Origin of the sequence: Pseudarthrobacter sp. NIBRBAC000502771 (assembly GCF_006517215.1) — a bacterium.
Taxonomy (GTDB): Bacteria; Actinomycetota; Actinomycetes; order Actinomycetales; family Micrococcaceae; genus Arthrobacter; species Arthrobacter niigatensis.
The window spans coordinates 2,709,541-2,734,879 of sequence record NZ_CP041187.1; the positions used below are offsets into that span (position 1 = coordinate 2,709,541).

The window sequence follows — 25,339 nt, forward strand, 5'->3', positions numbered from 1 at the left end:
CCGCTGTCGCTAAGCTGGCAGGCATGACTTTTGATCCGGCGTCGTACCAGTTCACCCAAACCCAAGGGCCCGCGCCCATCCGTGCCTCCACCGTCCTGCCTGCCCGGCGCGAGAACATCGAGCTGCAGACGGAGGATGGCCACACGCTCGTGGGGGAGCTGGCACTGCCGGAATCGGGCCCGGTCAGGGCCACGCTGATCACACTCCACCCCCTGCCCACCCACGGCGGCTTCATGGATTCCCATGTGTACCGCAAGGCCTCCTACCGGCTGCCGGCGCTGGCTGGCATCGCTGTGCTGCGCTTCAACACCAGGGGCACCGCCTCGCCCCGCGGCACCAGCACCGGCACCTTCGAGGAAGGGGTGGGGGAGCGCTACGATGTGGAGGCCGCCGTCCGCTTCGCCGTCGAACGGGGCCTGCCCAACCGCTGGCTGGTGGGTTGGTCCTTTGGGACCGAACTGGCCCTGATGTACGGTGCCGTGGAGCCGGTAGCCGGCCAGATCGAAGGCGCCATACTGCTGTCGCCCCCGCTGCACCGCGCCACGGACAAGCACCTGCAGCTCTGGGCGGAGTCCGGCAAGCCCCTCACCGTCCTGGTCCCCGAGCATGACGATTTCCTCCAGCCGGCCGAAGCCGCCGAACGCTTCCGCCTGGTCCCGCAGGCCCGCGTGGAGGGTGTGGCCGGGGCCAAGCACCTCTGGGTGGGGGAGAAGTACGCGTCCCGGGTCCTGAACGACATCGTGGCCCAGGTGGTGCCGGGCCACGGCGGAACAGGACTGCCGCACGAATGGGACGGACCGGCGGCAACCGCCGGCGCATGACGTCCCGGGCCTAGTGCTGGTCCTGCCGGACGATGTAGATCTCGCGGACCAGCAGCAGCACGGCGGCCGCGGTGGGGATGGCGATCAGGGCGCCGAGCACGCCCAGCAGGCTGCCGCCGGCGATAACGGAAATGACCGCCACGGCGCCGGGGACTGCCACGGCCTTCTGCATGATGCGCGGTGAGATGAAGTAGGCCTCGAACTGCAGGTAGGCGAAGTAGCAGACAGCATAGATGGCCGCCACCTGCCAGCCCTCGGTGAGGGACACGAGGGTCACCACGATGCCTGCGATCATCCCGCCGACGAGAGGGATGAAAGCCAGGAGGACGACCACGAACGCCAGGAGCAGGGCGAATGGAATGCCCACGATGGACATCACCACGAAGGCGAAGGTGGCGTTGAGCAGGGCAACGCAGGCCTGGCCGATCACGTAGTTTCCCACCGACCGGGTGATCTCCTCGGACAGGGCGGCCACCCGCTTCCGCCGGGAGCGCGGAGCCAGGCGGTAGCCCCACTTCTTCATGGCCGGCAGGGCGGCCAGGAAGTACAGGCTCAGCACCAGGACGATCAGGGCCCCGAAGAGGCTGTTGGCCACGGTGGAACCGAAGCCCAGCACCCCGCCGAAAATACCACCCATCGCTGCGGGGTCGTTGACGAACTTGTTCAGTTCCTCGGTGATGCGGTCGCGTACGCCGAACTGGTCGTCAAGGCTGCGGAAGAGGTCGGAATCCATGAAGTTGCGTACCCAGTCCGGCGCCTGCCGCACAATCTCGGAGACCTGTTCCACGATGGTGGGAATGAGGGTGGCGAAGAAACCGACGACGGCGCCCATCAGGACCGCCACCGAGACCAGGATTCCGGCAGGCCGGGGGATCTTCCGGCCTTCGAGCCAGCCCACCACCGGCTCCAGGCCCAGTGCTATGAACAGCGCAGCAACGATCCACAGCAGCAGCTGCGTCGTGTGGGAACCGATCCAGTAGACCAACAGCGCCAGGCCCACGCCCACGGTACCCATGAACCCCATATACAGCGGGTGCTGGGGTGACATCCGGGGTCCGGGATGGCCGAACTGCGGCTCCTCGCCGCCGTCGTGGTCCTCCTCCGGAACCTGTCCGGTATATTCCGGCGGCATTTCAAACCGCAGCCGGGGCTGCGCGCCGGGCAGCGGCTGCCGGAGCCTGCGGACCACGTGGCCAAGGGCTGCAGCGGCTGAGCCACCACGGCGTGCGGCCATGCCCAGCGGAGGAACGGCGGCAGGGACAGGGCCCCTGGGATCCCCTGGATTTCCGGCTGCAGCCGAGGACGGGTCCGTCTTGTCAGTCAATGGTTTTGGGGGCCTGTTCCGTGCGTGGCACCGCCTGCGCGGACCGGTGTGATGATCATCGCAAACACTATCAGCAGGCTTGCCACCGCGAGCCGAAGGCGCCTCCCGGGCACCGGCGGTGCCGGGCGGACGCAGGCCTAAAAGGGCTCCCTGATAACAGAAAGGTTACTATTGAAGGTAAACCCCCGCTGATGATAGGTGTTTCCCTTGCGTTTAAAGACTGCAGCCGCACTTGTGCTGCTCGGCCTCCTGACACTTTTGGCCGGTATCGGCCAGAGAACCATCTGGGCTCCCTCCGAGACGTTTACGGCTTCCGCGCCGGCCGGCGCCGCCGCGGCGCCGCTGACAGTGATCGACCAGAAGCTGCGCACCCTGCACGGCGGCACGGTCAAGATCAACATCCAAGGTGACGGGAACTTCCTGCTGGCCTCCGGCCGGCCGGACGACGTCGACGCCTGGGTGGGCAAGACAGCCCATAACACCATTAACGGGGTTTCCGAGGACGGGAAGTCCCTCTCGGTTGAGCACGCCGACGGCGAAGGCACTGCCCCCAACCCCGCGGGCTCGGACCTTTGGGTATCGAGCGAAAACGCCAGCGGCGAGCTGGAGTACACCTGGACGCCGCCCGCGGACGGCGACTGGAGCCTCCTCTTGGCGGCCGACGGCACCAAACCGGCGCCGGCCAACATCTCCATGACCTTCCCCAATGACACGTCCACCCCGTGGGCTGTTCCGCTGATGGTCATCGGCAGCATCCTGATCCTGGGCGGAATCGTCCTGGCGCTGCTTTCTGCCCGCCGGAAGGACGGCGAAGGCGGCGACTCCGGTTTCGCCCGCCGTGCCCGGGCCCGGAAGGCCCAAGGCCAGGCCCCGTCGTCGTCCTCTTCCTCCAGGGTCACCATGGTGGCCGCTGGTGTGGCGGCAGCCGTGCTGGCCGGATCCGGCGCCGCCGCCCAGGCGGCCAGCCCCAGCCCGCAGCCCTCGGGCAGTGCCTCATCGCCGGCCAAGGAAGCATCCGGCTCACCGGTCCTGCTGGACGCCCAGTTCCGCCGGATCCTCGAGCAGGTCTCCAGCGCCACCGACGCCGGTGACGCGGCCAAGGACGCCGCCAAGCTCACGGACCGGGTTGCCGGCCCGGAACTGGAAGTCCGCACCCAGAACTACAAGATCCGCTCCCAGGTGGCATCCTATGAGCCCCGCATGCCCGTCCGCTCCACCAAGCTTCTGACGACGGTGGTCACCAGCGGCCGTGACTGGCCGCGTTCGGTGCTGGCCGTGACCCAGGGCGACGGCAATGTTGTGCCGCAGATCCTGACGCTGGTCCAGCAGTCTCCGCGTGAGAACTACAAGCTCATGGAAACCACGCCCCTTCAACCGGGCACCACCTTCCCCAACATCAGCCGCGGGGGCACCGAAACCCTGGCCGCCTCGGACAAGTCCGGGCTGCTCTACAGCGGTGAGGAAGCCATGTCAGGCCTCGCCGACCGGCTCACGTCCGCGGACTCGCCGTTCAAGGACAAGCTCACAGAGGGCGAATCCTCCCCGTACATCGCCGACACCCTGTCCTACCAGGCAGAGGTGGTCAAGGCCGGCGAAAACGGCAACTTCTCCTTCACCCACAAGGTGGTCCCCGAGAGCACCGTGGTCTTCCGGACGTCCGACGGCGGTGCGCTGGTCCTGGGCCGGATCAACTTCGGCTTCGAAGGCACCCCGAAGGCTGCCGGCGACAAGCTCAGCATCGGTGACGACGCCGCAGCCCTGGCCGGCGGCAAGGAAACCACTACCGGCATGGTGTTGAACTTTGCCGAATCGATGGCCGTGTACGTTCCCCCGGCGGGATCGACGGACCCGATGAAGCTCGTTGCCGCCACCCGCGGCCTGGTCGGCGCCAGCTTCAAGTAGCGCCCGGCTGCAGTACCCCCGGCAGCGGCCGGAGTGGCTAGAGTGGGAAACATGAGTTCGCCAGCTTCCCGCCCAGTCCCTCCTGCCGCTGCCAACCTGCTTAACCTGCGCGGCGCCGTCGACCTTTCCGCTCTGAAGCGTCCCGCTGCCCCTGCCGGCCCGCCTGCCCAGGGAAACGCGCCGTCCGGGCCTGCGGCCCCAGCCCAGGACGGCCAGCAGGGCGGACCGGCAGGCGGACCCGAACTCAAGGTCGACGTCACCGAAGCCAATTTCCAGCAGCTGGTGGAACTGTCCGCGCAGGTTCCGGTGGTCTTCGCCCTGTGGGCGCCCTACTCGCCGGAGTCCAGAAAAATGGTGGACACCCTGGACCGCGTCGTGGCCAGCTACGGCGGCCGCCTGGTCCTGGGTGCAGCCGACATCGAAGCCTTTCCGCAGCTTGCCCAGGCCTTCCAGGTGCAGGCCGTCCCCACTGCGGTCGCGGTCCTCAAAGGGCAGCCCGTGCCGCTGTTCCAGGGGGCAGTGGAGGAGCAGCAGGTACGCAGCCTCTTCGACGAACTCCTTAAGGTGGCTGCCGCCAACGGGGTCACCGGCAGCCTCGACGCCGGCGGACCCGCCGACCAGGAGCCCGCACCGCTGCCGCCGCTGCACCAGGCAGCCTACGACGCCATCGAAGCCGGCAACTACGCGGGCGCCGCCGAAGCCTACCGCCAGGCGCTCAAGGAAATGCCGTCCGACCATGAAGCCAAGGCAGGGCTGGCCCAGGTGGAGCTGATGGACCGGCTGCAGTCCGTCTCGGCCCAGGACAGCGAAGCGCTGCGTACCCTGGCGGCGGAGGAGCCGGACAACCTGGGCGCGCAGCTTGGCGTGGCGGACCTGGACGTGGCCGGCGGCCATGTGGAGGATGCGCTGAACCGGCTGGTGTCCTTCATCGGCCGGAACTTCGGCCCGGAGCGTGAAACTGCACGCGTCCGGCTGCTGGAACTCTTCGAGGTAGTAGGCGCCGGCGACGAACGCGTGGCCAAGGCACGCCAGGCGCTGGCCCGGGTGCTGTTCTAGTGCCGGCCCTGTTCCAGCCGCTGGCGCTGAGGTCCCTGGAGCTGCAGCACCGGGGTTGGGTTTCGCCCATGTGCCAGTACAGCTGTGATCCCGACGACGCCCCAGGGGTCCCCAACGACTGGCACCTGGTGCATCTGGGCGGCTTCGCCGTGGGCGGCGCCGCGATGATCCTCACGGAGGCCGCGGCGGTGAACGCCGAGGGCCGGATCAGCCCCCGCGACGCGGGCCTGTACAGCGATGAGCAGGCAGCTGCCTGGCAGCGGATCATCTCCTTCGTCCACCGCAACGGTAACGCCGGCACCAAAATCGGTGTCCAGTTGGCGCACGCCGGCCGGAAGGCCTCCACCTACTGGCCGTTTTCCGGCAAGCACGGCAGCGTACCCGCCTCCGATGGCGGGTGGGACACGGTGGGGCCTTCCACCACATCCTTCGAGGGCTACGCGGCTCCTGCCGCCATGACTGTGGAACAGATCCACGGCGTCATCGCCGATTTTGCTGCCGCCGCGGAGCGGGCCGTTAACGCTGGCTTTGACACCATGGAGATCCACGGGGCACACGGGTACCTCCTGCACCAGTTCCAGAGCCCCCTGATCAACCAGCGCGACGATGAATGGGGCGGGGACGAGGCCGGCCGCAACCGGCTGATGCTGGCCGTTGTCGATGCCGTGCGCGCCGTGATTCCAGATTCCATGCCGCTGCTGCTTCGGATCTCGGCCACCGACTGGGCGGCGGGCGGAGTGGACCCGGCTGCGTCGGTCCGGCTGGCCCGCGAGGCGGCAGCGCACGGGGTGGACCTGGTGGATGTCTCCAGCGGCGGGGCGGTGGCCCACCAGCAGATCAAGCCGGGCCTGGGCTACCAGACCGGGTTCTCCGCCGCCATCCGCCGGGAGGCAGGAATCGCCACCGGCACGGTTGGCCTGGTGACCACCCCCGGACAGGCGGAGCATGCCATTGCCACCGGGCAGGCCGACGGCGTCTTCATTGCCCGGGCCGCGCTCCGCGATCCGCACTGGTGGCTCCGGGCCGCGTTCGAACTGGGGCACGACTTGGCCTGGCCGCCCCAGTACGAGCGGGCCATCCCGCGGCGAACGTTCTGAGCCGGATCTTCTGGGACGGAGCCTAGGCGTGGCGCACACTGGCGGGAACGACCCGCACACCCCGGTTGACCGGCAGTTGGAGGCGAAAATCCTCGAACTGCTGGCCGCCCGGGCGGCAACGTCCACCATCTGCCCGTCCGATGCTGCCAGGGCCGTGGGCGGCAAGGACTGGCGGCGGCTCATGGACCCGGCCCGGGAAGCCGCGCGGCGCCTGGTTGACGCGGGCCAGGTCCACATCACGCAGGGAGGGTCCGTGGTGGATCCTGCCACGGCAAAGGGGCCGATCCGCATTCGGAAGGCGCTGTGAAGCCGTGTTGTCAGCCGAGCAGGTCATCGACGTAGCACCAGCGCCATTCTTCGCCGGGTTCGATGCTGCGCATGACGGGGTGGCCGGTTTCCTTGAAGTGGCGGCTGGCGTGCCGTCCCGCGGAGGAGTCACAACAGCCGACGTGTCCGCACGCCAGGCACATGCGCAGATGCACCGGTGTTGTGCCCTCCCGCTCGCAGCCTGCACACGCCGGGTTGTCGGGACGCGGTGAGGGCATGGCTGCGGTCAAGTGGTCGCAGGCTCCGCCCGGCTGGGACAGCCCCTCGCCGCCCCCGGCGGCGGCTGAGTCCAGTTCATTGAGGGAAGCGTCGAGCATGGATTCCTCAACGTCCAGCCGTTCAAGGACTTCGCTGAGGACCTCGTGGGCATAGTCCCCGCCGCGCCGCAGCTCCAGTACCTTGTCCCGTTCGGCTTCCAGCATGGCCATCCGCAACTGGGCGTAGCGCTGGCTGGGGGTCGCTGCCTCGGCCGCGGGCCGGCCCAGCCGCTCCCAGGCAGCCAGTCCCCGCTCCTGGGTCCGCCGCCGCAGCATGTCCATCACTTCGGGCGGATCGCTGTCACGCCGGAGCTGCTCCAGCCGCTCCATTCCCGCAGCGGTGGCCAGCTGCATGAGGGAAGCCTGGTTGAGCGCATCCTCGCGCCTGTCCGGCCCGGGCAGACCCAGGGCGCGCACCAGGGCCGGCAACGTAAAGCCCTGCAGCACCAGGGTGCCGCCCACCACCACCATGGCGGCCAGCACCAGCACATTCCGGTGCTCCAGGTCACCGGGCAGCGTCAGGACGGCGGCAAGGGTAACCACCCCGCGCATGCCTGCCCAGGACACGATGGCAGGAAACTGCCAGGGCGGCGCGGGGTCCTTCCGCTGCACAGCGGGAATCAGGCGGGGGAGGTAGGTCGAGGGAAACACCCAGAGCGGGCGCAGCACCAGCACGGCCAGCAGGATCACCGCGCAGCCGAGCCACACCCGGCCGGCCCCCAGCGAGTCATCCTGGACGCTGTCGACGATGGTCCGCACCTGCAGGCCGATCAGGAGGAACACGGCGTTCTCCAGCAGGAACTGGACGGTGTCCCAGTTGCTCCGGGCGCTTTGCCGCGCGGCGCCGTTGGGCATGGACGGCGCCTTGGTGCCCATCACCAGGCCGGTGACGACGACGGCGAGCACGCCGGATGCGTGGATGGCCTCGGCCGGGAGGAAGGCCACGAAGGGGGCCATCAGCGATGTTGAGGTGTTGATGGCCACGTTGCTGATCCGTTTCCGGATTTCGGTCAGGATGTAGGCCGCGGCAACGCCCACCACGAGCCCGCCGCCGGCCGCCAGCACGAAGCCGCCGGCCACGTCCAGCGCGGACACGGAGCCGGCGATCGCGGCCACGGCAGCCCGCAGGCACACCAGCGCCGTTGCGTCATTGACCAACGATTCGCCCTCAAGGATGTTCACGATCCTGCGGGGCATGCCCACCCGCCGCGCGATTGCGGTGGCCGCCACGGCGTCCGGGGGAGCCACCACCGCGCCCAGCGCAATGGCGGCGGGCAGCGGGATTTCCGGAAACAGCCACCACACCACCAGCCCGACCCCCAAGGTGCCGAAAATGACGTAGCCCACGGACAGGAGCCCGATGGAGCGCCGGTTCGACGTGAAGTCAAAGAGCGAGGTCCGGAACGCGGCGGCGTAGAGCAGCGGAGGCAGCAGGCCAACCAGGACCAGTTCGGGATTGAGTTCAACCGGCGGAATGAACGGCAGGAACGAACCCGCCACCCCGGCCAGGACCAAAAGCAGGGGAACCGGGAGATTGAGCTTCCGTCCCACCGCACTGCCGGCACACACCACCGCAACGATCACCAGCAGGCCCAACGCGATGTCCATGACGATAGTCTCCCACCCCCGCTGCGCCGGTCCGCGGGCTAGGCTGGCATCATGACTGCCCCGATCCCTGAACAGCCGCCGTCTTCCGGCCCCGTACCGGCCCTTTCCATCCGCGGGCTGGCCAAGCGGTTTGGCGGCAAGATCGCGGTGGACGGCATCAGCCTGGACGTCCCGGCCGGTTCGTTCTTTGGCATCGTGGGTCCCAACGGTGCGGGCAAGACCACCACGCTGTCCATGGCCACCGGCCTGTTGCGGCCGGACTTCGGCACTGCCGTGGTGCACGGCGTCGACGTCTGGCAGCACCCCCTTGAAGCCAAGCGGCTCATGGGAATCCTGCCCGACGGCGTGCGGCTCTTCGACCGGCTGACGGGCGAGCAGCTGATTACGTATGCCGGCCTGCTGCGCGGCATGGATAACGCCGTCGTGGCAGCGAGGGTGGGGGAGCTGTTGGCCGCCATGGACCTCGGCCAGGATGCGGGCACGCTGGTGGTGGACTACTCGGCGGGCATGACCAAGAAAATTGCCCTGGCCTCCGCCCTGATCCACGCCCCGCGCCTCCTGGTCCTGGACGAGCCCTTCGAAGCGGTCGACCCCGTCTCTGCGGCGAACATCCGTTCCATCCTGGACCGGTACGTGGACTCCGGCGGCACGGTCATCGTATCCAGCCACGTGATGGACCTGGTCCAGCGGATGTGCGACCACGTCGCGGTGGTGGCCAAAGGCCGGCTGCTGGCAGCAGGCACCGTGGATGAGGTGCGCGCCGGCGCCTCGCTCGAGGACCGCTTCGTACAGCTGGTCGGCGGCCACAGCCACACGGAAGGGCTGGAATGGTTGCGCACCTTTTAAGGCTCAAGCTCACGCTGCTCCGGAACGGACTCCGTCGCAGCCCCTGGCAGCTGGTGGGCATGGCCATCGCCGGACTCTATGCGCTGGGGGTGGTGGCGACGCTGGTCATGGCCCTGGTCCTGCTGCGCACCGCCGGGCCGGTCACCGCACACACCGCGGTAGTCCTGGGCGGCTCAGCCGCCGTCCTGGGCTGGGCAGTGGTTCCGGTGGTGGCATCGGCCACGGACATGACCCTCGACCCGGCCCGCTTTACCACCTTCGCCATCCCCATGAAGCAGATGCTCGCCGGACTGGCCCTCGGCGGACTGATTGGCATCCCCGGCCTGGCCACCACGGTGGTGTCACTGGCCACCGTGGTGACCTGGTCCCGCGGCGCGCTTCCGGCGCTCGCAGCCCTCGCCGGCGCGTGCCTGGGCGTCATGACGTGCATTGTGCTGGCCAAGGTGGTCACCACGGCAACAGCGAGCCTGGCCGCGTCCAGGCGCTTCAAGGACATCAGCGCCCTCGCGTTCATGGTTCCGCTGGTCCTGCTGGGTCCCATCGTGGCGGGGGTTGGCCGCGGCATCTCCGGGTCCACGGGGTTCCTGCCGGACTTCGCCCGTGCCCTGTCCTGGACGCCGCTTGGGGCGCCCTGGTCGCTGGCCGGCGACATCGCGTCGGGCCGGCCCGCCGAGGCCGCAGTGAAGCTGGTGGTGTCGGTGGCCGTCCTCGGGGCCCTGGCCTGGTGCTGGAAGCTGCTGCTCGAGCGGGCACTTGTCACCCCGCCCTACGCCGGCGCCGGGAAGCGGAGGGGCGGCAGGCTTGGTCTGTTCGGCGTGCTGCCGGCCACCCCCGCCGGCGCCGTCATGGCAAGGTCCCTGACTTACTGGTTCCGGGACCCCCGGTACTCGGGCTCCCTGGTGGTCATCCCGCTGCTTCCGGTGGTGCTGGCGTTCCAGGGGGCCCAGACCGGCAGCTACGGCAGCCTGGCGTTCCTGGCCCCGGTAGCCGCCTTCATCCTGGCCTGGTCCATCTCCGCAGATGTCTCCTATGACAACACCGCCTTCGCACTGCACCTGGCCACGGGCGTCCGGGGGGTGGCGGACCGGTTGGGCCGGGCACTGGCGTGCATGACTTTCGCGCTGCCCGTCGTGCTGGTGTTCTCGGTGGGGTATGCCGCCTTTGCCCGCAACTGGACGGGGCTGCCCGGCCAGTTGGGGTTCAGCCTGGGGATCCTCTTTACCGGCCTGGGGCTGTCCTCGGTGGTGTCGGCCCGGTACACGGTCACCGTCCCCTTGCCGGGCGACAGCCCGTTCAAGAAGCCCCCCGGCAATGTGGGGCAGACTTTGGCCGTGCAGTTCGTGGGAATGCTGGTGCTGATGGTCCTGGTCCTGCCGGAGGCGGCGCTGCTGGTGGCACAGGCAGTCACGGGAAACGCCCTGTTCGGCTGGCTCAACCTGGCGGTGGGAACCCTGCTGGGCCTGGTCCTTTTCCTGTCCGGTGTCCGGCTTGGCGGCAGGTGGCTTGACGCCCGCGGGCCCGAGCTCCTGGCACAGGTAACCGTCAACCGCTGACAGTTCCAGGAAAGGAACAGCATGGAAGTCGTGATCCTCGGCGGCAGCCGGCAGATTGGAAGGCTCGCGGCCGACGCCGTCGAACAGCTGGTCCGCCGCAAGCCGGACGCGGTCCTTGGCCTGGCCACCGGGTCCTCGCCCCTGCCGGTGTATGACGAACTGGCGGCCCGGCACGGGCAGGGCCTGGATTTCAGCCAGGCATCGGCGTTCGCGCTGGATGAATATGTCGGCCTCCCCGCCGGCCACCCGGCGTCCTACCGCGAGGTGGTCCGCCGGGAGTTCACCAACCGCGTGAACATCGCTCCGGAGAACGTCCACGTGCCTGACGGGACTGCCGCAGACATCCCTGCTGCCTGCGCCGCCTACGAAGAGGCCATGGCCGCTGCCGGCGGCATTGACCTGCAGCTGCTGGGCGTTGGCACCGACGGCCATATCGGTTTCAACGAACCGTGCTCGTCCTTCGCGTCACGGACCCGGATCAAGAGCCTGATCGAACAGACACGCCGGGACAACGCCAGGTTCTTCGACAACCTGGGTGGGGTGCCGCACCACGTCATCACCCAGGGACTGGGCACCATCATGGCGGCGCGCCACGTGATCCTCCTCGCCACGGGCGCGCAAAAGGCCCAGGCCGTCCGCGATTTGGTCGAGGGGCCGGTCGCCGCCATCTGTCCCGCCTCGGTGCTTCAATTCCACCCGCACGCCACCATCCTGCTGGACGAAGCGGCCGCCTCGGCGCTGAAACTCGCTGATTTCTACCGCCATACGTATGAGAACAAGCCGGCCTGGCAGGGTCTGTAGCTTGTCCTGCGGGGCACCGGCCGGCTTTAAAAAGTCCGACGACGGCCGGTTCCGGACCCCGGCGCGGGCGTGCCGCCGTCGAACGCCCGGCCGGCGGAAAGGCTAAGATGGATGCCATGACTAGCATGACGGACCCTCTCGAAAACGACCCGATGCGCGAGCTTTCCGGGGCTGGAACGTCCACGGCCACCATTGAGCGCGAGGAACTGCGCCAGGAAGTGGAACCGGGCGACCGGGAGCGCTTTGCCCACTATGTGCGCAAGGAAAAGATCATGGAGTCCGCGATGACCGGCGAACCCGTCATCGCCCTGTGCGGCAAGGTCTGGACGCCGGGCAGGGACCCGCAGAAGTTCCCGGTCTGCCCGGAATGCAAGGAAGTCTACGAGGGCCTCCGGCCGGGCAACGACGGCGGGAAGGGTCCGGGAGACTCGGGCAACAACAAGTAGTGACGGAGACGCTCTTTGGCGGCCCCACCCTGCCTCCGGCATACCCGGAACGTGCAGCCTGGGGAACCGCCCCGAAACTCCGTGCCTGGCAGCAGGAAGCCCTTGACCTCTACCTGCAGAACAGCCCCCGCGACTTCCTCGCCGTGGCAACCCCGGGTGCAGGCAAGACGACGTTCGCGCTGCGGATCGCCTCCACCCTGATCGATTCAGGTGCCGTTAACCGGGTGACCATCGTGGCACCCACGGACCACCTGAAGCGCCAGTGGGCCGATGCGGCCGCCAAGGTGGGGATCGCCATCGACCCCAACTTCAAGAACTCCGACGGCCAGCACGGCCGCGGCTTCATCGGGGTCGCCGTCACCTATGCCCAGGTGGCCAGCAAACCCCTGCTGCACCGTGCCAAGACCGAGGCCGCCCGCACCCTGGTGATCCTGGATGAAATCCACCACGGCGGCGAGGCACTGTCCTGGGGCGATGGCCTGCGCGAGGCGTTCGACCCCGCGGTGCGCCGGCTGTCCCTGACCGGTACGCCGTTCCGATCGGACACCTCGCCCATCCCGTTCGTGGAGTACGCCGAGGACCGTGACGGCATCCGGCGCTCCAAGGCCGACTACACCTATGGCTACGGCAACGCCCTCCGGGACCACGTGGTGCGGCCCGTGATGTTCATGGCCTACTCCGGCCAGATGCGCTGGCGTACCAGCGCGGGTGAGGAAATGGCGGCCTCCCTGGGTGAGGCCGCCGTGACCAAAGACATCACCAGCCACGCGTGGCGGACTGCGTTGAACCCGGCGGGGGAGTGGATTCCCGCCGTCCTGGCCGGTGCGGACAAGCGGCTCAGCGAAGTCCGGCGCACCGTACCGGATGCCGGTGGCCTGGTCATCGCCACGGACCACGAGGACGCGCGTGCCTATGCCGGGCAGCTGAAGAGAATCACCGGCGAATCGCCCACCGTCATCCTCTCCGACGACGCCAAGGCATCCAGCAAGATTGAGGACTTTTCGGCTGGCGACAAGCGCTGGATGGTTGCGGTCCGCATGGTGTCCGAAGGCGTTGACGTGCCCCGGCTTTCCGTGGGTGTCTACGCCACCTCAACATCCACGCCGCTGTTCTTTGCCCAGGCCGTGGGGCGCTTCGTGCGTGCCCGCAAAAGGGGCGAAACGGCGTCGGTCTTCCTGCCGTCCGTACCGCAGCTGATGGCGCTGGCCAACTCCATGGAGATGGAACGGGACCACGCGCTGGACCGGCCCGAGAAGGAAGACGGCGACGGCCTCTTCAACCCCGAGGACTCGCTGATGGCCGAGGCCAACCGTGAGGACAAGGCCTCGGACAGCCTGACCAAGGGCAAGTTCGAGGCGCTGGACTCCCAGGCGTCCTTTGACCGCGTGTTGTTCGACGGCGGCGAGTTCGGCACGGGCGGTGAAGTTGGGTCCGACGACGAGCTGGACTTCCTGGGGATCCCGGGCCTCCTCGACGCTGAGCAGGTGGGGACGCTGCTGCGCCAGCGCCAGCACGAGCAGCTGAACCGGAAGAACCGGAAGGCCCCGGCAGCCCAGCAGGTTCCGGCCGTCCCTGACCACCGGATGCTGATGGACCTGCGCAACGAACTGGCCAAGAATGTGGCCGCCTGGTCTGCCCGGACCGGGACCCCGCACGGAGTGGTGCACACCAAGCTCCGCACTGTCTGCGGCGGACCCCCGGTGGCCCAGGCCAACGAGGAGCAGCTGAAGTCGCGGCTGCGCAAGCTCCAGGACTGGTTCGTGGGCCGCAAGTAGCGGCCGCACTCGCAGGAATCAAGCGATGTCCGCCCCGCCGAGCTCCATTTCGGCGACGGCGTCCTCCAAGTCCTCGGCGATGCCGGCGGTGAGCGACCGCACCACGGTGACGCCGTAGCCGGCCTGGACGGCATCCAGGGCCGTGGCCTTCACGCAGTAGTCGGTGGCGATGCCCACCACCACCACGTCCTCCACGTCGTGGCTTTGCAGCCAGTCGTCGAGGCCAATGGCGTCCTCATCAGTTTCCAGTGCTGCCGCGGCGCCGGGCAGGCCGCCTGCCTGGCGTTCGCCGGTGGGAACTGCGTCCTCCGGTGCCAGCAGGCCCTCGAAGCCCGAGTAGGCGGCCGCGAACTGGCCTTTCCGGAAGTAGGCGTCCACGTATTCGGTGTCCAGGTCCGGGTGGAGGTCGGCGCCGCGGGTGCCCGCCACGCAGTGCCGGGGCCAGCTGTCCCGGTAGTCGGGCGTGTCGGAAAAGTGGCTGCCCGGGTCGATGTGCCAGTCCTGGGTCGCCACCACGTGGTCGAATTCGGTGTGGTGGGCGTCCAGGTATTCGCTGATGGCACCGGCAACCGCGGCACCGCCGGGCACGGCGAGTGAACCGCCCTCGCAGAAATCGTTCTGCACGTCCACGATGATCAGGGCGCGGGACATCAGTGCTCCTCGTAAATGGTGGGAATCGCGGCCTCGCCGCGCTGCAGGCGGTTGACCACCGGGGGCAGCTCCGCCATGGTGTCTGCGTGCCGCTGCCGTGCGCGCAGTACACCTTCGTGGCCGGTCCAGCCCGGGAGCAGTTCGCCGTTCTTCATGAACTGCTGCAGCAGCGGACGGTCATTGCCGTCGTCCTCCGGCCGGTGTCCCACGCCCACCACCTCGGCGGTGGCCCGGCCGCGTTCGTCCAGCTTCCGGAGGGCATATTTGCGGCCGCCCACGCTGGCTTTGTTCTTGGCCGCCTTCGCCACGGAGACGAAGTTGCCCTCGTCGTCGGCGCGGCTGACCAGCTTGTAGACCATGCTGGCGGTGGGGGCGCCGGAACCTGTGACCAGCGACGTGCCCACGCCGTAGGAGTCCACGGGAGCGGACTGCAGGGCCGCGATGGCGTATTCGTCCAGGTCCGAGGTCACCACGATCTTGGTGTGCTCGTTGCCGAGGTCGTCCAGGAGCCGGCGCACCCACTGTGCTTGCGCCACCAGGTCGCCTGAGTCCAGCCGGACGCCGCCCAGGCTGGGCCCTGCCAGCTCGACCGCCGTGCGGACGGCCTTCTCGACGTCGTAGGTATCCACCAGGAGGGACGTGCCTGCGCCCAGGGAGGCAATCTGGGCCTCGAAGGCCTCCCGTTCGGTATCGTGCAGCAGCGTGAAGGAATGGGCGGCGGTGCCCACCGTCTTCACACCATAGCGGATGCCCGCCTCCAGGTTGGAGGTGCTGTCAAAACCGGCAATGATCGCCGCGCGCGCTGAGGCCGTGGCCGCTTCTTCATGCGTGCGCCGGGAGCCCATCTCGATACAGGGGCGGCCGCCCGCAGCGGTGACCATCCGGGAGGCGGCGGAGGCGATGGCGGTGTCGTGGTTAAGCACTGACAGCAGGTAGGTCTCCAGCATGCAGGCTTCGGCGAACGAGGCCTCCACCACCAGGATGGGGGAGTTGGGGAAGTACGCGTCGCCCTCGGCGTAGCCCCAGATATCGCCGGAAAACCTGTAGTTGGCCAGGTACTCCAGGGTCTCCCGGTTGACCACGTTGGTGCGTTCCAGGAACTCCAGTTCCGCCTCGCCGAAACGGAAATTCGCGATGCCTTCCAGCAGGCGTCCGGTGCCGGCCACGATGCCGTAGCGCCTGCCGTCCGGCAGGCGCCGCGCAAACGCCTCGAACACGGACCTGCGGTGGGCCGCCCCGGAATGGAGGGATGCCTGCAGCATGGTCAGCTCGTAGTGGTCGGTGTAAAAGGACGTGCGGGGATGGTCCCAGCCGGCTGAGGTGCTCACGAAAGTCACTCTAGTCCCCGACGGCTCCCGCGTCTCGCTTCGCTTCGCCGTGGGACCCTCGCCGTCGTGGGCCCACCCGACGGCTCCCGCGTCTCGCTTCGCTTCGCCGTGGGACCCTCGCCGTCGTGGGCCCACCCGACGGCTCCCGCGTCTCGCTTCGCTTCGCCGTGGGACCCTCGCCGTCGTGGGCCCACCCGACGGCTCCCGCGTCTCGCTTCGCTTCGCCGTGGGACCCTCGCCGTCGTGGGCCCACCCGACGGCTCCCGCGTCTCGCTTCGCTTCGCCGTGGGACCCTCGCCGTCGTGGGCCCACCCGACGGCTCCCGCGTCTCGCTTCGCTTCGCCGTGGGACCCTCGCCGTCGTGGGCCCCAACCCCCACATAGAATGGACAGATGACCATAAGCGTTGCGCCCGGCCCTGATACACAGGAGGGCATCCGGACCGGCACAGCAGAGTCCACCGACTCCCTGACCGCGCCGGACATCCCCTGGAACCTGGTGATCTGGAACGATCCCGTCAATTTGATGAGCTACGTCAGCTACATCTTCCAAAGCTACTTTGGCTATTCGGAAAGCAAAGCCAACAAGCTCATGATGGAGGTCCACAAGAAGGGCCGGTCCATCGTTGCCTCCGGCAGCAAGGAACAGGTGGAGCGCCACGCCGTGGCCATGCACGGGTTTGGGCTCTGGGCAACCGTGGAAAAAGCCAGCGGCGGAACCGGTGGCAAGTCCGGCAAGTCCGGCGGTCCGGGCCAGGGTAAGGGGAAACGTGGCTAAGGCATTCAAATACGGGCTCAAGGGCATCACCGGTTTCCTGGAACCTGCCGAACGGGACCTGCTGCGCAGCCTCATCGATGACGTCATCTCCATGCTCCAGCCGGAGGACCGCACCGGGCAGGACCCGCTGGCAGCCCTCATTGGCCTGGACATGGACGTGGCCGAGCCCACCGACCGTGCCGTCCGGCGGCTGCTGCCCAACGTGGCGAAGGACGACGGCGCCGCGTCCCTTGAGTTCCGCCAGCTCACCGAGCGGTCACTGCGGGAAACAAAGATCGGTGCGTTGCGCGCTGCGGCCCTGGACCTGGACAAAGACGAGATCGTGCTGACGCCCGAAGGGGCAAAGCACTGGTCCATGGCGCTGAACGACGTCCGCCTTGTGCTGGCGGAGCGGCTGGACATCAGGGACGAGGCCGACGCCGAGCACGTCCACCGCATGCAGGACTGGTCCCAGGCCGAGGATGTGGAGAGCTACCTGGCGCTGGTATACAACTTCACCACCTGGCTGCAGGAATCCCTGGTCCAGGCCATGCTGCAGTCCATGGAATCCCACCGGTGAGCCATGGCGGCCAGGGGGAGGCCGTTCCTGTGACACAGGAGACACGAGTCGCTGGACACAAGATGATGACTGACGCTTCCGGGACCACCTATCCTCGAATAACCATGACAACAGCCTCGAGCGCGGAACCGTCGGCGGAAACACAGCCCGCGGCCGCAAGCGACGTGCCGGCGGCCGCCCCGGAAGCCCGGCCCATCGGTGTCTTCGACTCCGGTGTGGGGGGACTCACCGTGGCCCGCTCCATCATCGACCAGCTTCCCAACGAATCGATCCTCTACGTGGGAGACACAGCCCACGGCCCGTATGGGCCCTTGCCCATCGCCGAGGTGCGTGCGAACGCCCTGGGCGTGATGGACGAACTCGTGGACTCCGGAGTCAAGCTGCTCACCATCGCCTGCAACTCGGCGTCGGCCGCTGTCCTGCGGGACGCCCGTGAACGGTACACGGCCAAGTACGGCATCCCCGTCATCGAGGTGATCCAGCCCGCGGTCCGCCGCGCCGTCGCTGCCACCCGCACCGGAAAGGTGGGCGTTATCGGCACGTCCGCGACCATCGGGTCCCGCGCCTACGAGGACACCTTCGCCGCAGCGCCCGACCTGGACATCACCTCCGTGGCGTGCCCGGAGTTCGTCAGCTACGTGGAAGCCGGCATCACCACCGGCCCGGCCCTGCTCGCCGTTGCCGAAGAATACCTCGCGCCGCTGAAGGCCGCCGGGGTGGACACCGTGGTGCTGGGCTGCACCCACTACCCGCTGCTGACCGGCGTCATCTCGTACGTCATGGGCGCCGACGTCACCCTGGTCTCCAGCGCCGAGGAGACCGCCAAAGACGTCTACCGTGCCCTTGCCACCCACAACCTGCAGCGCACCTCGGAGGCCCCGCCCGAGCACCACTTCGTAGCCACCGGTGACGCCGGGCAGTTCGAGGCGCTCGCCCGCCGGTTCCTGGGCCCGGAAGTCCTTTCAGTCCGGCACGTGGACCACGTGGCTGCGCAGTACCCCACGGGGAGCCTGGCGCGCATTACTCCGGAGATGATCGCCGCCGCGCAAAGCGCACGCAACCGCCCCAGGATCTCAAACTTCGTGGGCGGCGGGCTCGCCGGGGCGCGCCGCGGTGGAGGGTCCGCCCAGTGAAGCTGACCATCGTGGGATGCACGGGCTCATTCCCCGGACCCGGCTCCCCGGCGTCGTGCTACCTCTTGACCGCCACCGACGGCGAGCGGACCTGGAAGGTGGTGATGGACCTCGGCAGCGGAGCCTTGGGTGCCATCCAGCGCTACACCGACCTGGAGGACATCGACGCGATCTTCCTCACCCACCTGCATCCTGACCACTGCATGGACCTGTGCGGGCTGCATGTTGCCATCCGCTGGAAGCCCGGTGGCTGGGGCCGGGGCAGGATCCCCGTGTGGGGCCCCGCCGCCACGGCAGACCGGATGGCCACCGCCTACGGCCTGCCCCTGGATCCCGGTATGCACGAAGAGTTCGATTTCACCAACTGGACAGAACGCGAACCCGTGACCGTGGGGCCGTTCACCATCACCCCGTTCGCCGTGAACCACCCCATCGAAGAGGCCTACGCCCTCCGTGTGGAAGTGGTGGAGCCCGGCAGGGACGGCGTTCCGGTGTCCCGTGTCCTGACTTATTCCGGTGATACTGACTCCTGCGCCGGACTGGAGGAAGCTGCCAAGGACGCGGACCTGTTCCTGTGCGAGGCGGCCTTCGAAGAGGGCCGCGACGACGGCATCAACGACGTCCACCTCACGGGCAAGCGTGCCGGCGAGGCGGCAGCGGCCGCCGGTGCACGGCGCCTGCTGCTGACCCACATCCCGGTGTGGACGTCCCAGACCACCGTGATGGCCGAAGCCCGCCCGGTGTTTCCCGGCGACGTGGCGGTCGCAGTGGCGGGCGTCCACTACACCATCTAGCGACGCCGGATCCCGGCGCCTGGGTCCATGGCGCCTGCCTGCCGCGCGGGCACTCGATAAGCTAAAGGCATGACATCTGAAGCAACAGCAGTGCCCGTAGTGCGCGCCGACGGCCGTGCCCCCGACCAGCTCCGGCCCATCAGCATCACCCGCGGATGGTCCAACCAGGCTGAGGGATCGGCGCTGATCGAATTCGGCAACACCAGGGTGCTCTGCACGGCATCGCTGACCGCCGGTGTGCCGCGCTGGCTCAAGGGCGAGGGCCGCGGCTGGGTCACGGCCGAGTACGCCATGCTGCCGCGCGCCACCAACACCCGTTCGGACCGGGAATCCGTGAAGGGAAAGATCGGGGGCCGCACGCACGAGATTTCACGCCTGATCGGACGTTCGCTGCGCTCCATCATCGACACCAAGGCCCTGGGCGAGAACACCATCGTGTTGGACTGCGACGTCCTCCAGGCCGACGGCGGGACCCGGACCGCAGCCATCACCGGCGCCTACGTGGCTCTTGCCGACGCCATCCGGTTCGCCCGCGACACCAAGCTCATCGCCAAGAACGCCCAGCCGCTCATCGACACGATTGCGGCGGTATCCGTGGGCATCATCGACGGGGTTCCCATGCTGGACCTGCCCTACGTGGAGGACGTGCGGGCCGAGACCGACATGAACGTTGTGGTCACCGGCTCCGGCAAGTTCGTTGAAGTGCAGGGGACCGCTGAGGGTGCCCCGTTCGACCGGGACGAGCTGAACCAGCTCCTGGACCTGGCTCTCCTGGGCACGGCCCAGCTGGCTGCCATCCAGCGCGAGACCCTGGCGGAGACCCTGTGAGCGGTGCGGCTCCCCGGCTGGTGCTGGCAACGCACAACAAGGGCAAGCTGCGCGAACTCCGGGAACTGCTGCGCGGACAGGTCCCGGGGCTCGACGTCGATACCCAGGTGGTGGACGCCGCCGCGGCGGGTGCCCCGGACGTCGTCGAGAGCGGCGTGACGTTCGCCGAGAACTCCCTGCTGAAGGCGCGCGCGGTGGCCGGCGCCACCGGACTGGTTGCCATCGCCGACGACTCCGGCCTGGCCGTGGACGTCATGGGTGGGGCCCCCGGCATTTTCTCCGCCCGCTGGGCGGGACGCCACGGTGATGACGCCGCCAACCTCGAACTGCTGCTGAACCAGCTGTCCGACGTTCCCGACGAACACCGCGGTGCCGCGTTCGTGTGCGCCGCCGCCCTTGCCATGCCCGCGGACGCGGAGGGGCCCGGGCGCGAGGTGGTGGAGTACGGGCAGCTGGAAGGCGTCCTGCTCCGTGAACCGCGGGGCGCCGGCGGCTTTGGCTACGATCCGGTCCTGCAGCCGGCGGGCCATGACCGCAGCTGCGCCGAGCTGTCCGCCGAGGAAAAGAACGCCATCAGCCACCGCGGCAAAGCCTTCCGGGCACTGCTGCCGTCCATCGTGGCGGCACTTGAATCGGCAGGCTAAAAGCCTGCGGCAGGGCGGCTTTCCAAAAAAGGTGCGCACCCCCGTGGGTGCGCACCTTTTTGGCGGTGGTGGACGTTGGCGGACCGCTACTCCGGCCGCTCGCCCTGGATGTTGCGGGGAGTCTTCTGCTCCGCCTCCGGTTCGTGCTCCTCGATGAATTCGTCAACGGTGTCTGTGCCGTAGGCCTGCGCCTGGCGCTTCGCTGACATGCCGCGCAGGATTTCTATGCCGATCGGCACCACCGAGACCAGCACGATGGCGATGAAGATGATGTCCAGGTTGTCCCGGACCCAGGGCACCGTGTCGCCCAGCAGGAACCCGAGCAGGGTCACGCCGCCGCCCCAGAGCACCGCGCCGACGACGTTGTAGATGAAGAACTTGCGCTTGCTCATCTGCGCCACGCCGACGATCACGGGGACAAAGGTCCGGATGATGGGAACGAAACGGGCCAGGATAAGCGCCTTGCCGCCGTGCTTCTCAAAGAACGCGTGCGCGCTCTCGACGTTCTCGCGTTTGAACAGTTTGGAGTCGGGCTTGTTGAAGAGCGCAGGGCCCGCTTTGGAACCGATCAGGTAGCCTGTCTGGTTGCCGATGATGGCGGAAACCACGATCAGCAGGGCCAGGAGCCAGATGTTGAACTTGATGGTGCCGGTGGCGACCAGCAGGCCGGCGGTGAACAGCATGGAATCGCCCGGCAGGAAGAAACCGACCAACAAGCCGGTTTCGGCGAAGATGATTCCGCATACCAGCAGCACCACCCAAGGGGCGAGCGCAGGATCGGCCAGGAAGACCTGGGGGTTCAGCCAATCGGGCAGGAAGGACGCCATTTTTGGCTGGACCGGTCCCGCACCGCCCAGCATGGACACAGCGAGCTCATTCATCACAGGGAAGTTCACCTTTCAAGGGTACTTGACGGGCATGGGCTCCCCGGGGCTGGCGGTCCGCGGCGGTAAGGTAGGGGCCGTGGGTTTGGACTTTACGGCGATCGACTTCGAAACGGCCAACGGCTTCCGGGGCTCCCCGTGCTCCGTGGGACTGACGAAGGTAAGAGGCGGCAGGATCGTCGCGGAAGCCTCCTGGCTGATGCGTCCGCCGGCGGGATACGACATCTTCGACCACCACAACGTCAGGATCCACGGCATCACACCGGCTGATGTTGCCGGCTCGCCGCGCTTTGGCGAGCTGTTTCCCGAAATAGGGGCGTTCATCGGCGATGACGTGATCGTCGCGCACAATGCTGCCTTCGACCTTGGCGTGATCCGCTCGGCGCTGGAAGTCTCCGGCCTGCCAGGCCCGGCCTACGACTACGTCTGCACCGTCATGCTGTCCCGGCGCTGCTACTCGCTCGTGTCCAACTCCCTCCCGTTTGCCGCCGAGGAAGCAGGTGTTCCGCTGGTTAACCACCACGACGCCGCGGAAGATGCCCGTGCCTGCGCCGGGATCCTCATCGACATCGCCGCCCGCAACGGTGCCAACAGCATCGCCGAACTCTACCTGTCCCTGGGCCTGGCCATGCCGCGGCAGGAGGCCTTCGACCCCGCTACCGGCGACCTGTCAAAGGCCAGCCTCACGGCGCTGGCAGGGAACTCCGGCAACGGGGCGGCCCTGGTCCGGCCGTTCCAGTCCGGCTGGCCGGAGGAAGGACTGAACCCGGAGCCCAACCTGGACGCCGAGCCCGGGCATCCGCTGTACGCCCAGACCGTGGTGTTCACCGGGCAGCTCTCCATCAATCGTCCGGACGCCAAACTTCGCTCGGCCAGGTGCGGCGCGCGGACCGAGAGCCGGGTCACCGCGCGGACTACCGTCCTGGTGGTGGGGGACGGGTTCGTGGCCTCGGACCTGCGTTCGGGCAGGCTCACGGGCAAGGCCCGGCGTGTCCTGGAGCTCCACGAGCGCGGCCAGGCCATTGAAGTGCTGTCCGAAGGCGAGTTCCTGCAGATGGTGGGCGGTGCAGAAGACGCCCGGGGACTTCCTGTCGGCGCCGGGGCAGCCTGGGCCGGTGCCACAGCCGCCGGCGCCTGACCCATCCTGCGGCGGGGCCCGCGGTCATGCGGCGCAACAAAGCTTGGCTGCTCCTGCGGCTGCCTCCTACCCTTGCGGGATGGCCTCCCTGTTCGAATTCCCCAACCCCGTCAATGAGTACGCCGCCCGCACCACGGCAGCGCTCGTGGTGCTGCTCGCCGTCGCCACCGCTGTGGCAAATTCAGGCTGGGGGCTGGCAGCGATCGCCATCGGATTCTGGCTGCGGCTGCTCTTCGGCCCGCGGATTTCACCTCTGGCACTGCTTTCGGTCAAGGTGATCACGCCCCGGCTCGGAAAGGTAAAGCTGGTTGCCGGGCCGCCCAAGCGTTTCGCCCAGGGAATCGGTGCGGCAGTGTCCACCGGTGCCCTGCTCCTCTTCGCCGCCGGTGCGGCGCCGGCAGCCTGGACGCTCCTGGGCATCCTGGTGATAGCTGCGTCGCTTGAAGCCTTCGCGGGATTCTGCCTGGGGTGCACCATCTTCGGGTTTTTGCAGCGCCGTGGCGTGATCCCGGAGGACGTCTGCGAGGCCTGCAACAACATCAGCCTTCGCCGGTCGTAACCTTCACCAACTGATCGGCCATTCGGCGGATGACCTCCGCCGCTTCCAGGGCTTCAAGCCAGGTGGCGGGCAGGCAGGCCTCCCCGTAAAGGGCCCCCAGGATGTTTCCCGCGAGCGCCCCCGTGGTGTCGCTGGCGCCGCTGTGGTTCACGGCCACCAGCATGGCGTTGCGGAAATGCTCAACGGGCTGCGTGTCCGCCCCGTCGGCCGGGGCAGTGGCGATGACGGAATACAGCGCGACGGCGAGTGCTTCCTCCGCTGTCCGGCCCTCGCCGAGCTCGCGTTGCAGTTCCTCGGGGCCGACGAGTCCGTTCTCCGCGAGCCGCAGGGCGGCCGCAAGGCGCTCCGGCAGTTCCGGGGCAACGTTCACAACGGTGCCGGCGTGCGCGGTAACACCGGCAGCGGCGTCCCGCAGGGCCTCGCCGGACACCAACCGGTGGATCAGGAGGCTGAAGATGCCCGAACCCTGCCGGGCGGCAGGATGCCCGTGCGTCAGGGCGGCGGCGTTGGCACTTAGCTTATAGACGGCGTCGGGCGTGATGTGTGGAACCAGCCCGAACGGAGCCGAACGCATCACCGTGCCGGTGCCCCTGGCGTCGGGGTTCACCGGGCGCATGGCGGTTCCCATCTCACCGGTGGCCAGACCGCTGAGGCAGTCCTTGTCGGGACGCCTGCGCTGCCTGAGCACCCCATTGCCGTCGATCCAGCGCGGCTGGGGTGCCGGCGCGGAGGGTCCTGCATCCTCACCCTGGGCGGCAAGCCAGCGCAGGTAGGCCAGCCAAACGCAGGCGTTCACGTCCGCGCCCACGCCGGAGTTGGCCCACTCCAGCGCCTCCACCAGCCCATCCACCGTGTACAGGGTCAGCTGCGTGTCATCAGAGAAATGCCCGGGGCCCGCCAGGTCCTCGAACCCGGTGAGGCCCCGCGCCCCGAACCGCTCCCGTATCCCGGCAATGGAATCGGATTGCACGGCGTACCCCAGCGCGTCGCCCAGGGCTCCGCCCAGCAGGGAACCGCGGATGCGGGATGGAAGGGTTGGTGCGGGGATACCGTGGTCAAAGCTCATGGGGTAAATTTACCGTCCTGGCCACGTGGTCCTGCGCTCCACGCGGGGCTACCCCCACCCGGACAGCTGCTGTCCAGCAAACGCACAGCCGCGGCTGGGATACTGCTCGGGTTGCCCCGCGCCGGCACGGATGCCCGCAGCAGCACCGGAACCACAAAAACAGCCCGAACCCAGACCCCCAACAAGCAAAGGTCCCCACCATGAGCACCCCTGTCCCAGCCCGCGACGCACTGCAGCCCGGCGGCACTGTTTCCGCGCCCACCGGCCTGCTGCCCCGCCTGGCGGCCGAGGCGTTTGGAAGCCTCTTCCTGGCAGTGGCCGGCCTGGGCGTGCCCCTGTTCAGCATTCCGCAGTCCAGCCCGGTCCCCTCAGCCCTGGCGGCAGGCCTCGCCGTCACCGCCGCCATGCTGGCCTTCGGGCATATCTCCGGCGGTCACTTCAACCCGGCCATCACCCTGGGGCACCTTCTGGCCGGCCGGATCCGGGCCGGTGCGGCCGCCGCCTACGCTGCCGCCCAGCTCGTCGGAGCCCTGGTGGGCGCCCTGGCCCTGTTCGGCATCCTGCGCACACTGCCCAGCATCCCGGACAGCCGCACGGCTTTCGACACCGTTGCCGCGGGCTTCGGTGAGCACTCCATCATCCAGGCCCCCCTCGCGGCCGTCGTCCTCCTCGAGCTGCTGGGTGCCGCCATCATCGTGGCTGTTTTCCTGGGAGCCGCCGGCCGTGAAGGGGGTGCCCGCACGGTGGCGCCCGTCGCCGTCGGCCTGTCCTTTGCGGCACTGCTGCAGGTGGGCCAGGCGGTGGGAAACCTGCCGTTCAACCCTGCCCGTGCCGTTGCTTCCGCCGTCTTCAGTTCCGGTTGGGCTGTGGAGCAGTTGTGGGTCTTCCTGGTGGCGCCGCTGGCTGGTGCTGCCATCGCGGGGCTGGTGTTCCGGATCGGTGACGTGACCGGTTCCCCTGCGCCCGTTGTGGACGTGGAGACTGCCGGGGAGGGCACCGACGCTGACGACGACGATGATGATGCTGACGCGGCTGCCGTGACTGAGCCTGTCCCTGCCGGGGCTGCCCGAGAGGAGAAAGCCCGCGGCGTCAGCGAGGTGCAGGAGTTCTTCGACGGAAAAAGGTCCTGAGCGCCTTTTGCCGCGGCGTTTTCTGCACTGTCAGTG

General features: G+C 68.4%; 25 protein-coding genes. 19 read left to right on the forward strand and 6 right to left on the reverse strand.

Going from position 1 to position 25,339, the window contains the following annotated elements:
* The first annotated feature begins 23 nt into the window (after nt 1-23).
* Nucleotides 24-821: an alpha/beta hydrolase gene (locus NIBR502771_RS12680; protein ID WP_141160065.1), complete on the forward strand. Its 798-nt coding sequence runs from the start codon at nt 24-26 to the stop codon at nt 819-821.
* Between the two features lie 10 nt (nt 822-831).
* Here the strand turns inward: NIBR502771_RS12680 and NIBR502771_RS12685 are convergent, their stop codons facing one another.
* Complete coding sequence (locus NIBR502771_RS12685) at nt 832-2,145, reverse strand: AI-2E family transporter (RefSeq protein WP_141160066.1); 1,314 nt, start codon at nt 2,143-2,145, stop codon at nt 832-834.
* 234 nt (nt 2,146-2,379) lie between these two features.
* On the opposite strand from NIBR502771_RS12685, the gene NIBR502771_RS12690 reads away from it, so the two are divergent.
* Genes NIBR502771_RS12690 through NIBR502771_RS12705 form a run of 4 tightly spaced genes read left to right on the forward strand, consistent with a single transcriptional unit; the run spans nt 2,380 to nt 6,507 of the window.
* Nucleotides 2,380-4,047 (forward strand): hypothetical protein, encoded by a 1,668-nt coding sequence (locus tag NIBR502771_RS12690; RefSeq protein ID WP_141161540.1) that lies wholly within the window; start codon nt 2,380-2,382, stop codon nt 4,045-4,047.
* A 51-nt stretch (nt 4,048-4,098) separates the two neighbouring features.
* Nucleotides 4,099-5,103, forward strand: coding sequence for a tetratricopeptide repeat protein (locus NIBR502771_RS12695; RefSeq protein WP_141160067.1), 1,005 nt, complete (start codon nt 4,099-4,101; stop codon nt 5,101-5,103).
* Nucleotides 5,103-6,200: an NADH:flavin oxidoreductase/NADH oxidase gene (locus NIBR502771_RS12700; protein ID WP_141160068.1), complete on the forward strand. Its 1,098-nt coding sequence runs from the start codon at nt 5,103-5,105 to the stop codon at nt 6,198-6,200. Before NIBR502771_RS12695 ends, NIBR502771_RS12700 begins: the two co-directional genes overlap by 1 nt.
* A gap of 10 nt (nt 6,201-6,210) precedes the next feature.
* Nucleotides 6,211-6,507 (forward strand): DUF3253 domain-containing protein, encoded by a 297-nt coding sequence (locus NIBR502771_RS12705; protein ID WP_168225791.1) that lies wholly within the window; start codon nt 6,211-6,213, stop codon nt 6,505-6,507.
* A 10-nt stretch (nt 6,508-6,517) separates the two neighbouring features.
* Here the strand turns inward: NIBR502771_RS12705 and NIBR502771_RS12710 are convergent, their stop codons facing one another.
* On the reverse strand, nt 6,518-8,392 hold the full coding sequence (locus NIBR502771_RS12710) for a Na+/H+ antiporter (RefSeq protein WP_141160070.1): 1,875 nt from the start codon (nt 8,390-8,392) through the stop codon (nt 6,518-6,520).
* A gap of 51 nt (nt 8,393-8,443) precedes the next feature.
* On the opposite strand from NIBR502771_RS12710, the gene NIBR502771_RS12715 reads away from it, so the two are divergent.
* The 5 genes from NIBR502771_RS12715 to NIBR502771_RS12735 all read left to right on the forward strand — a co-directional run bounded on the left by NIBR502771_RS12715 (nt 8,444) and on the right by NIBR502771_RS12735 (nt 13,813).
* The gene (locus tag NIBR502771_RS12715; RefSeq protein WP_141160071.1) at nt 8,444-9,238 is read left to right on the forward strand and encodes an ABC transporter ATP-binding protein; all 795 of its coding nucleotides are present in this window, start codon (nt 8,444-8,446) and stop codon (nt 9,236-9,238) included.
* Nucleotides 9,220-10,791, forward strand: coding sequence for a transporter (locus NIBR502771_RS12720; RefSeq protein ID WP_141160072.1), 1,572 nt, complete (start codon nt 9,220-9,222; stop codon nt 10,789-10,791). The genes NIBR502771_RS12715 and NIBR502771_RS12720 overlap by 19 nt, the downstream gene beginning before the upstream one ends.
* A 21-nt stretch (nt 10,792-10,812) precedes the next feature.
* The gene (gene nagB, locus NIBR502771_RS12725; RefSeq protein ID WP_141160073.1) at nt 10,813-11,592 is read left to right on the forward strand and encodes a glucosamine-6-phosphate deaminase; all 780 of its coding nucleotides are present in this window, start codon (nt 10,813-10,815) and stop codon (nt 11,590-11,592) included.
* A 107-nt stretch (nt 11,593-11,699) separates the two neighbouring features.
* Nucleotides 11,700-12,038: a DUF3039 domain-containing protein gene (locus NIBR502771_RS12730; RefSeq protein ID WP_110541018.1), complete on the forward strand. Its 339-nt coding sequence runs from the start codon at nt 11,700-11,702 to the stop codon at nt 12,036-12,038.
* A complete protein-coding gene (locus NIBR502771_RS12735; protein ID WP_141160074.1) occupies nt 12,038-13,813 on the forward strand; it encodes a DEAD/DEAH box helicase in 1,776 nt (591 codons plus the stop codon). Before NIBR502771_RS12730 ends, NIBR502771_RS12735 begins: the two co-directional genes overlap by 1 nt.
* An 18-nt stretch (nt 13,814-13,831) precedes the next feature.
* Here NIBR502771_RS12735 and NIBR502771_RS12740 read toward each other — a convergent pair whose 3' ends face one another.
* Both NIBR502771_RS12740 and NIBR502771_RS12745 read right to left on the reverse strand, forming a co-directional pair.
* Nucleotides 13,832-14,464, reverse strand: coding sequence for an isochorismatase family protein (locus NIBR502771_RS12740; RefSeq protein ID WP_141160075.1), 633 nt, complete (start codon nt 14,462-14,464; stop codon nt 13,832-13,834).
* Nucleotides 14,464-15,792 carry a nicotinate phosphoribosyltransferase gene (locus NIBR502771_RS12745; protein ID WP_141160076.1) on the reverse strand — a complete coding sequence of 443 codons (1,329 nt, stop codon included), beginning with the start codon at nt 15,790-15,792 and terminating at the stop codon, nt 14,464-14,466. The genes NIBR502771_RS12740 and NIBR502771_RS12745 overlap by 1 nt, the downstream gene beginning before the upstream one ends.
* A 392-nt stretch (nt 15,793-16,184) precedes the next feature.
* Between NIBR502771_RS12745 and clpS the strand changes: the two genes are divergently transcribed.
* The 6 genes from clpS (at nt 16,185) to rdgB (ending at nt 20,526) form a co-directional block, all read left to right on the forward strand.
* The gene (clpS, locus tag NIBR502771_RS12750; protein WP_141160077.1) at nt 16,185-16,568 is read left to right on the forward strand and encodes an ATP-dependent Clp protease adapter ClpS; all 384 of its coding nucleotides are present in this window, start codon (nt 16,185-16,187) and stop codon (nt 16,566-16,568) included.
* Nucleotides 16,561-17,127: a DUF2017 domain-containing protein gene (locus NIBR502771_RS12755; protein WP_141160078.1), complete on the forward strand. Its 567-nt coding sequence runs from the start codon at nt 16,561-16,563 to the stop codon at nt 17,125-17,127. Before clpS ends, NIBR502771_RS12755 begins: the two co-directional genes overlap by 8 nt.
* A 104-nt stretch (nt 17,128-17,231) precedes the next feature.
* On the forward strand, nt 17,232-18,260 hold the full coding sequence (murI, locus tag NIBR502771_RS12760; protein WP_141160079.1) for a glutamate racemase: 1,029 nt from the start codon (nt 17,232-17,234) through the stop codon (nt 18,258-18,260).
* The gene (locus NIBR502771_RS12765) at nt 18,257-19,054 is read left to right on the forward strand and encodes an MBL fold metallo-hydrolase (RefSeq protein ID WP_141160080.1); all 798 of its coding nucleotides are present in this window, start codon (nt 18,257-18,259) and stop codon (nt 19,052-19,054) included. Before murI ends, NIBR502771_RS12765 begins: the two co-directional genes overlap by 4 nt.
* A 69-nt stretch (nt 19,055-19,123) precedes the next feature.
* Nucleotides 19,124-19,882, forward strand: coding sequence for a ribonuclease PH (rph, locus tag NIBR502771_RS12770; RefSeq protein WP_141160081.1), 759 nt, complete (start codon nt 19,124-19,126; stop codon nt 19,880-19,882).
* Nucleotides 19,879-20,526 carry an RdgB/HAM1 family non-canonical purine NTP pyrophosphatase gene (gene rdgB / locus NIBR502771_RS12775; protein WP_141160082.1) on the forward strand — a complete coding sequence of 216 codons (648 nt, stop codon included), beginning with the start codon at nt 19,879-19,881 and terminating at the stop codon, nt 20,524-20,526. The genes rph and rdgB overlap by 4 nt, the downstream gene beginning before the upstream one ends.
* A gap of 86 nt (nt 20,527-20,612) precedes the next feature.
* On the opposite strand, the gene NIBR502771_RS12780 is transcribed toward rdgB, so the two are convergent.
* A complete protein-coding gene (locus tag NIBR502771_RS12780; protein ID WP_141160083.1) occupies nt 20,613-21,407 on the reverse strand; it encodes a DedA family protein in 795 nt (264 codons plus the stop codon).
* Nucleotides 21,408-21,489: 82 nt separating this feature from the next.
* Here NIBR502771_RS12780 and NIBR502771_RS12785 point away from each other — a divergent pair, with 82 nt between their 5' ends.
* Together NIBR502771_RS12785 and NIBR502771_RS12790 are read left to right on the forward strand one after the other, a co-directional pair.
* Complete coding sequence (locus tag NIBR502771_RS12785; RefSeq protein ID WP_246839660.1) at nt 21,490-22,548, forward strand: exonuclease domain-containing protein; 1,059 nt, start codon at nt 21,490-21,492, stop codon at nt 22,546-22,548.
* Nucleotides 22,549-22,627: 79 nt separating this feature from the next.
* Nucleotides 22,628-23,107, forward strand: coding sequence for a DUF4395 domain-containing protein (locus tag NIBR502771_RS12790; protein ID WP_141160084.1), 480 nt, complete (start codon nt 22,628-22,630; stop codon nt 23,105-23,107).
* Here NIBR502771_RS12790 and NIBR502771_RS12795 read toward each other — a convergent pair.
* Entirely contained in the window at nt 23,088-24,173 is a 1,086-nt protein-coding gene (locus NIBR502771_RS12795) for an ADP-ribosylglycohydrolase family protein (RefSeq protein ID WP_141160085.1), read from the reverse strand. The genes NIBR502771_RS12790 and NIBR502771_RS12795 overlap by 20 nt on opposite strands.
* Nucleotides 24,174-24,373: 200 nt before the next feature.
* Here NIBR502771_RS12795 and NIBR502771_RS12800 point away from each other — a divergent pair, with 200 nt between their 5' ends.
* A complete protein-coding gene (locus NIBR502771_RS12800) occupies nt 24,374-25,303 on the forward strand; it encodes an MIP/aquaporin family protein (RefSeq protein ID WP_141160086.1) in 930 nt (309 codons plus the stop codon).
* Nucleotides 25,304-25,339 lie beyond the last annotated feature (36 nt).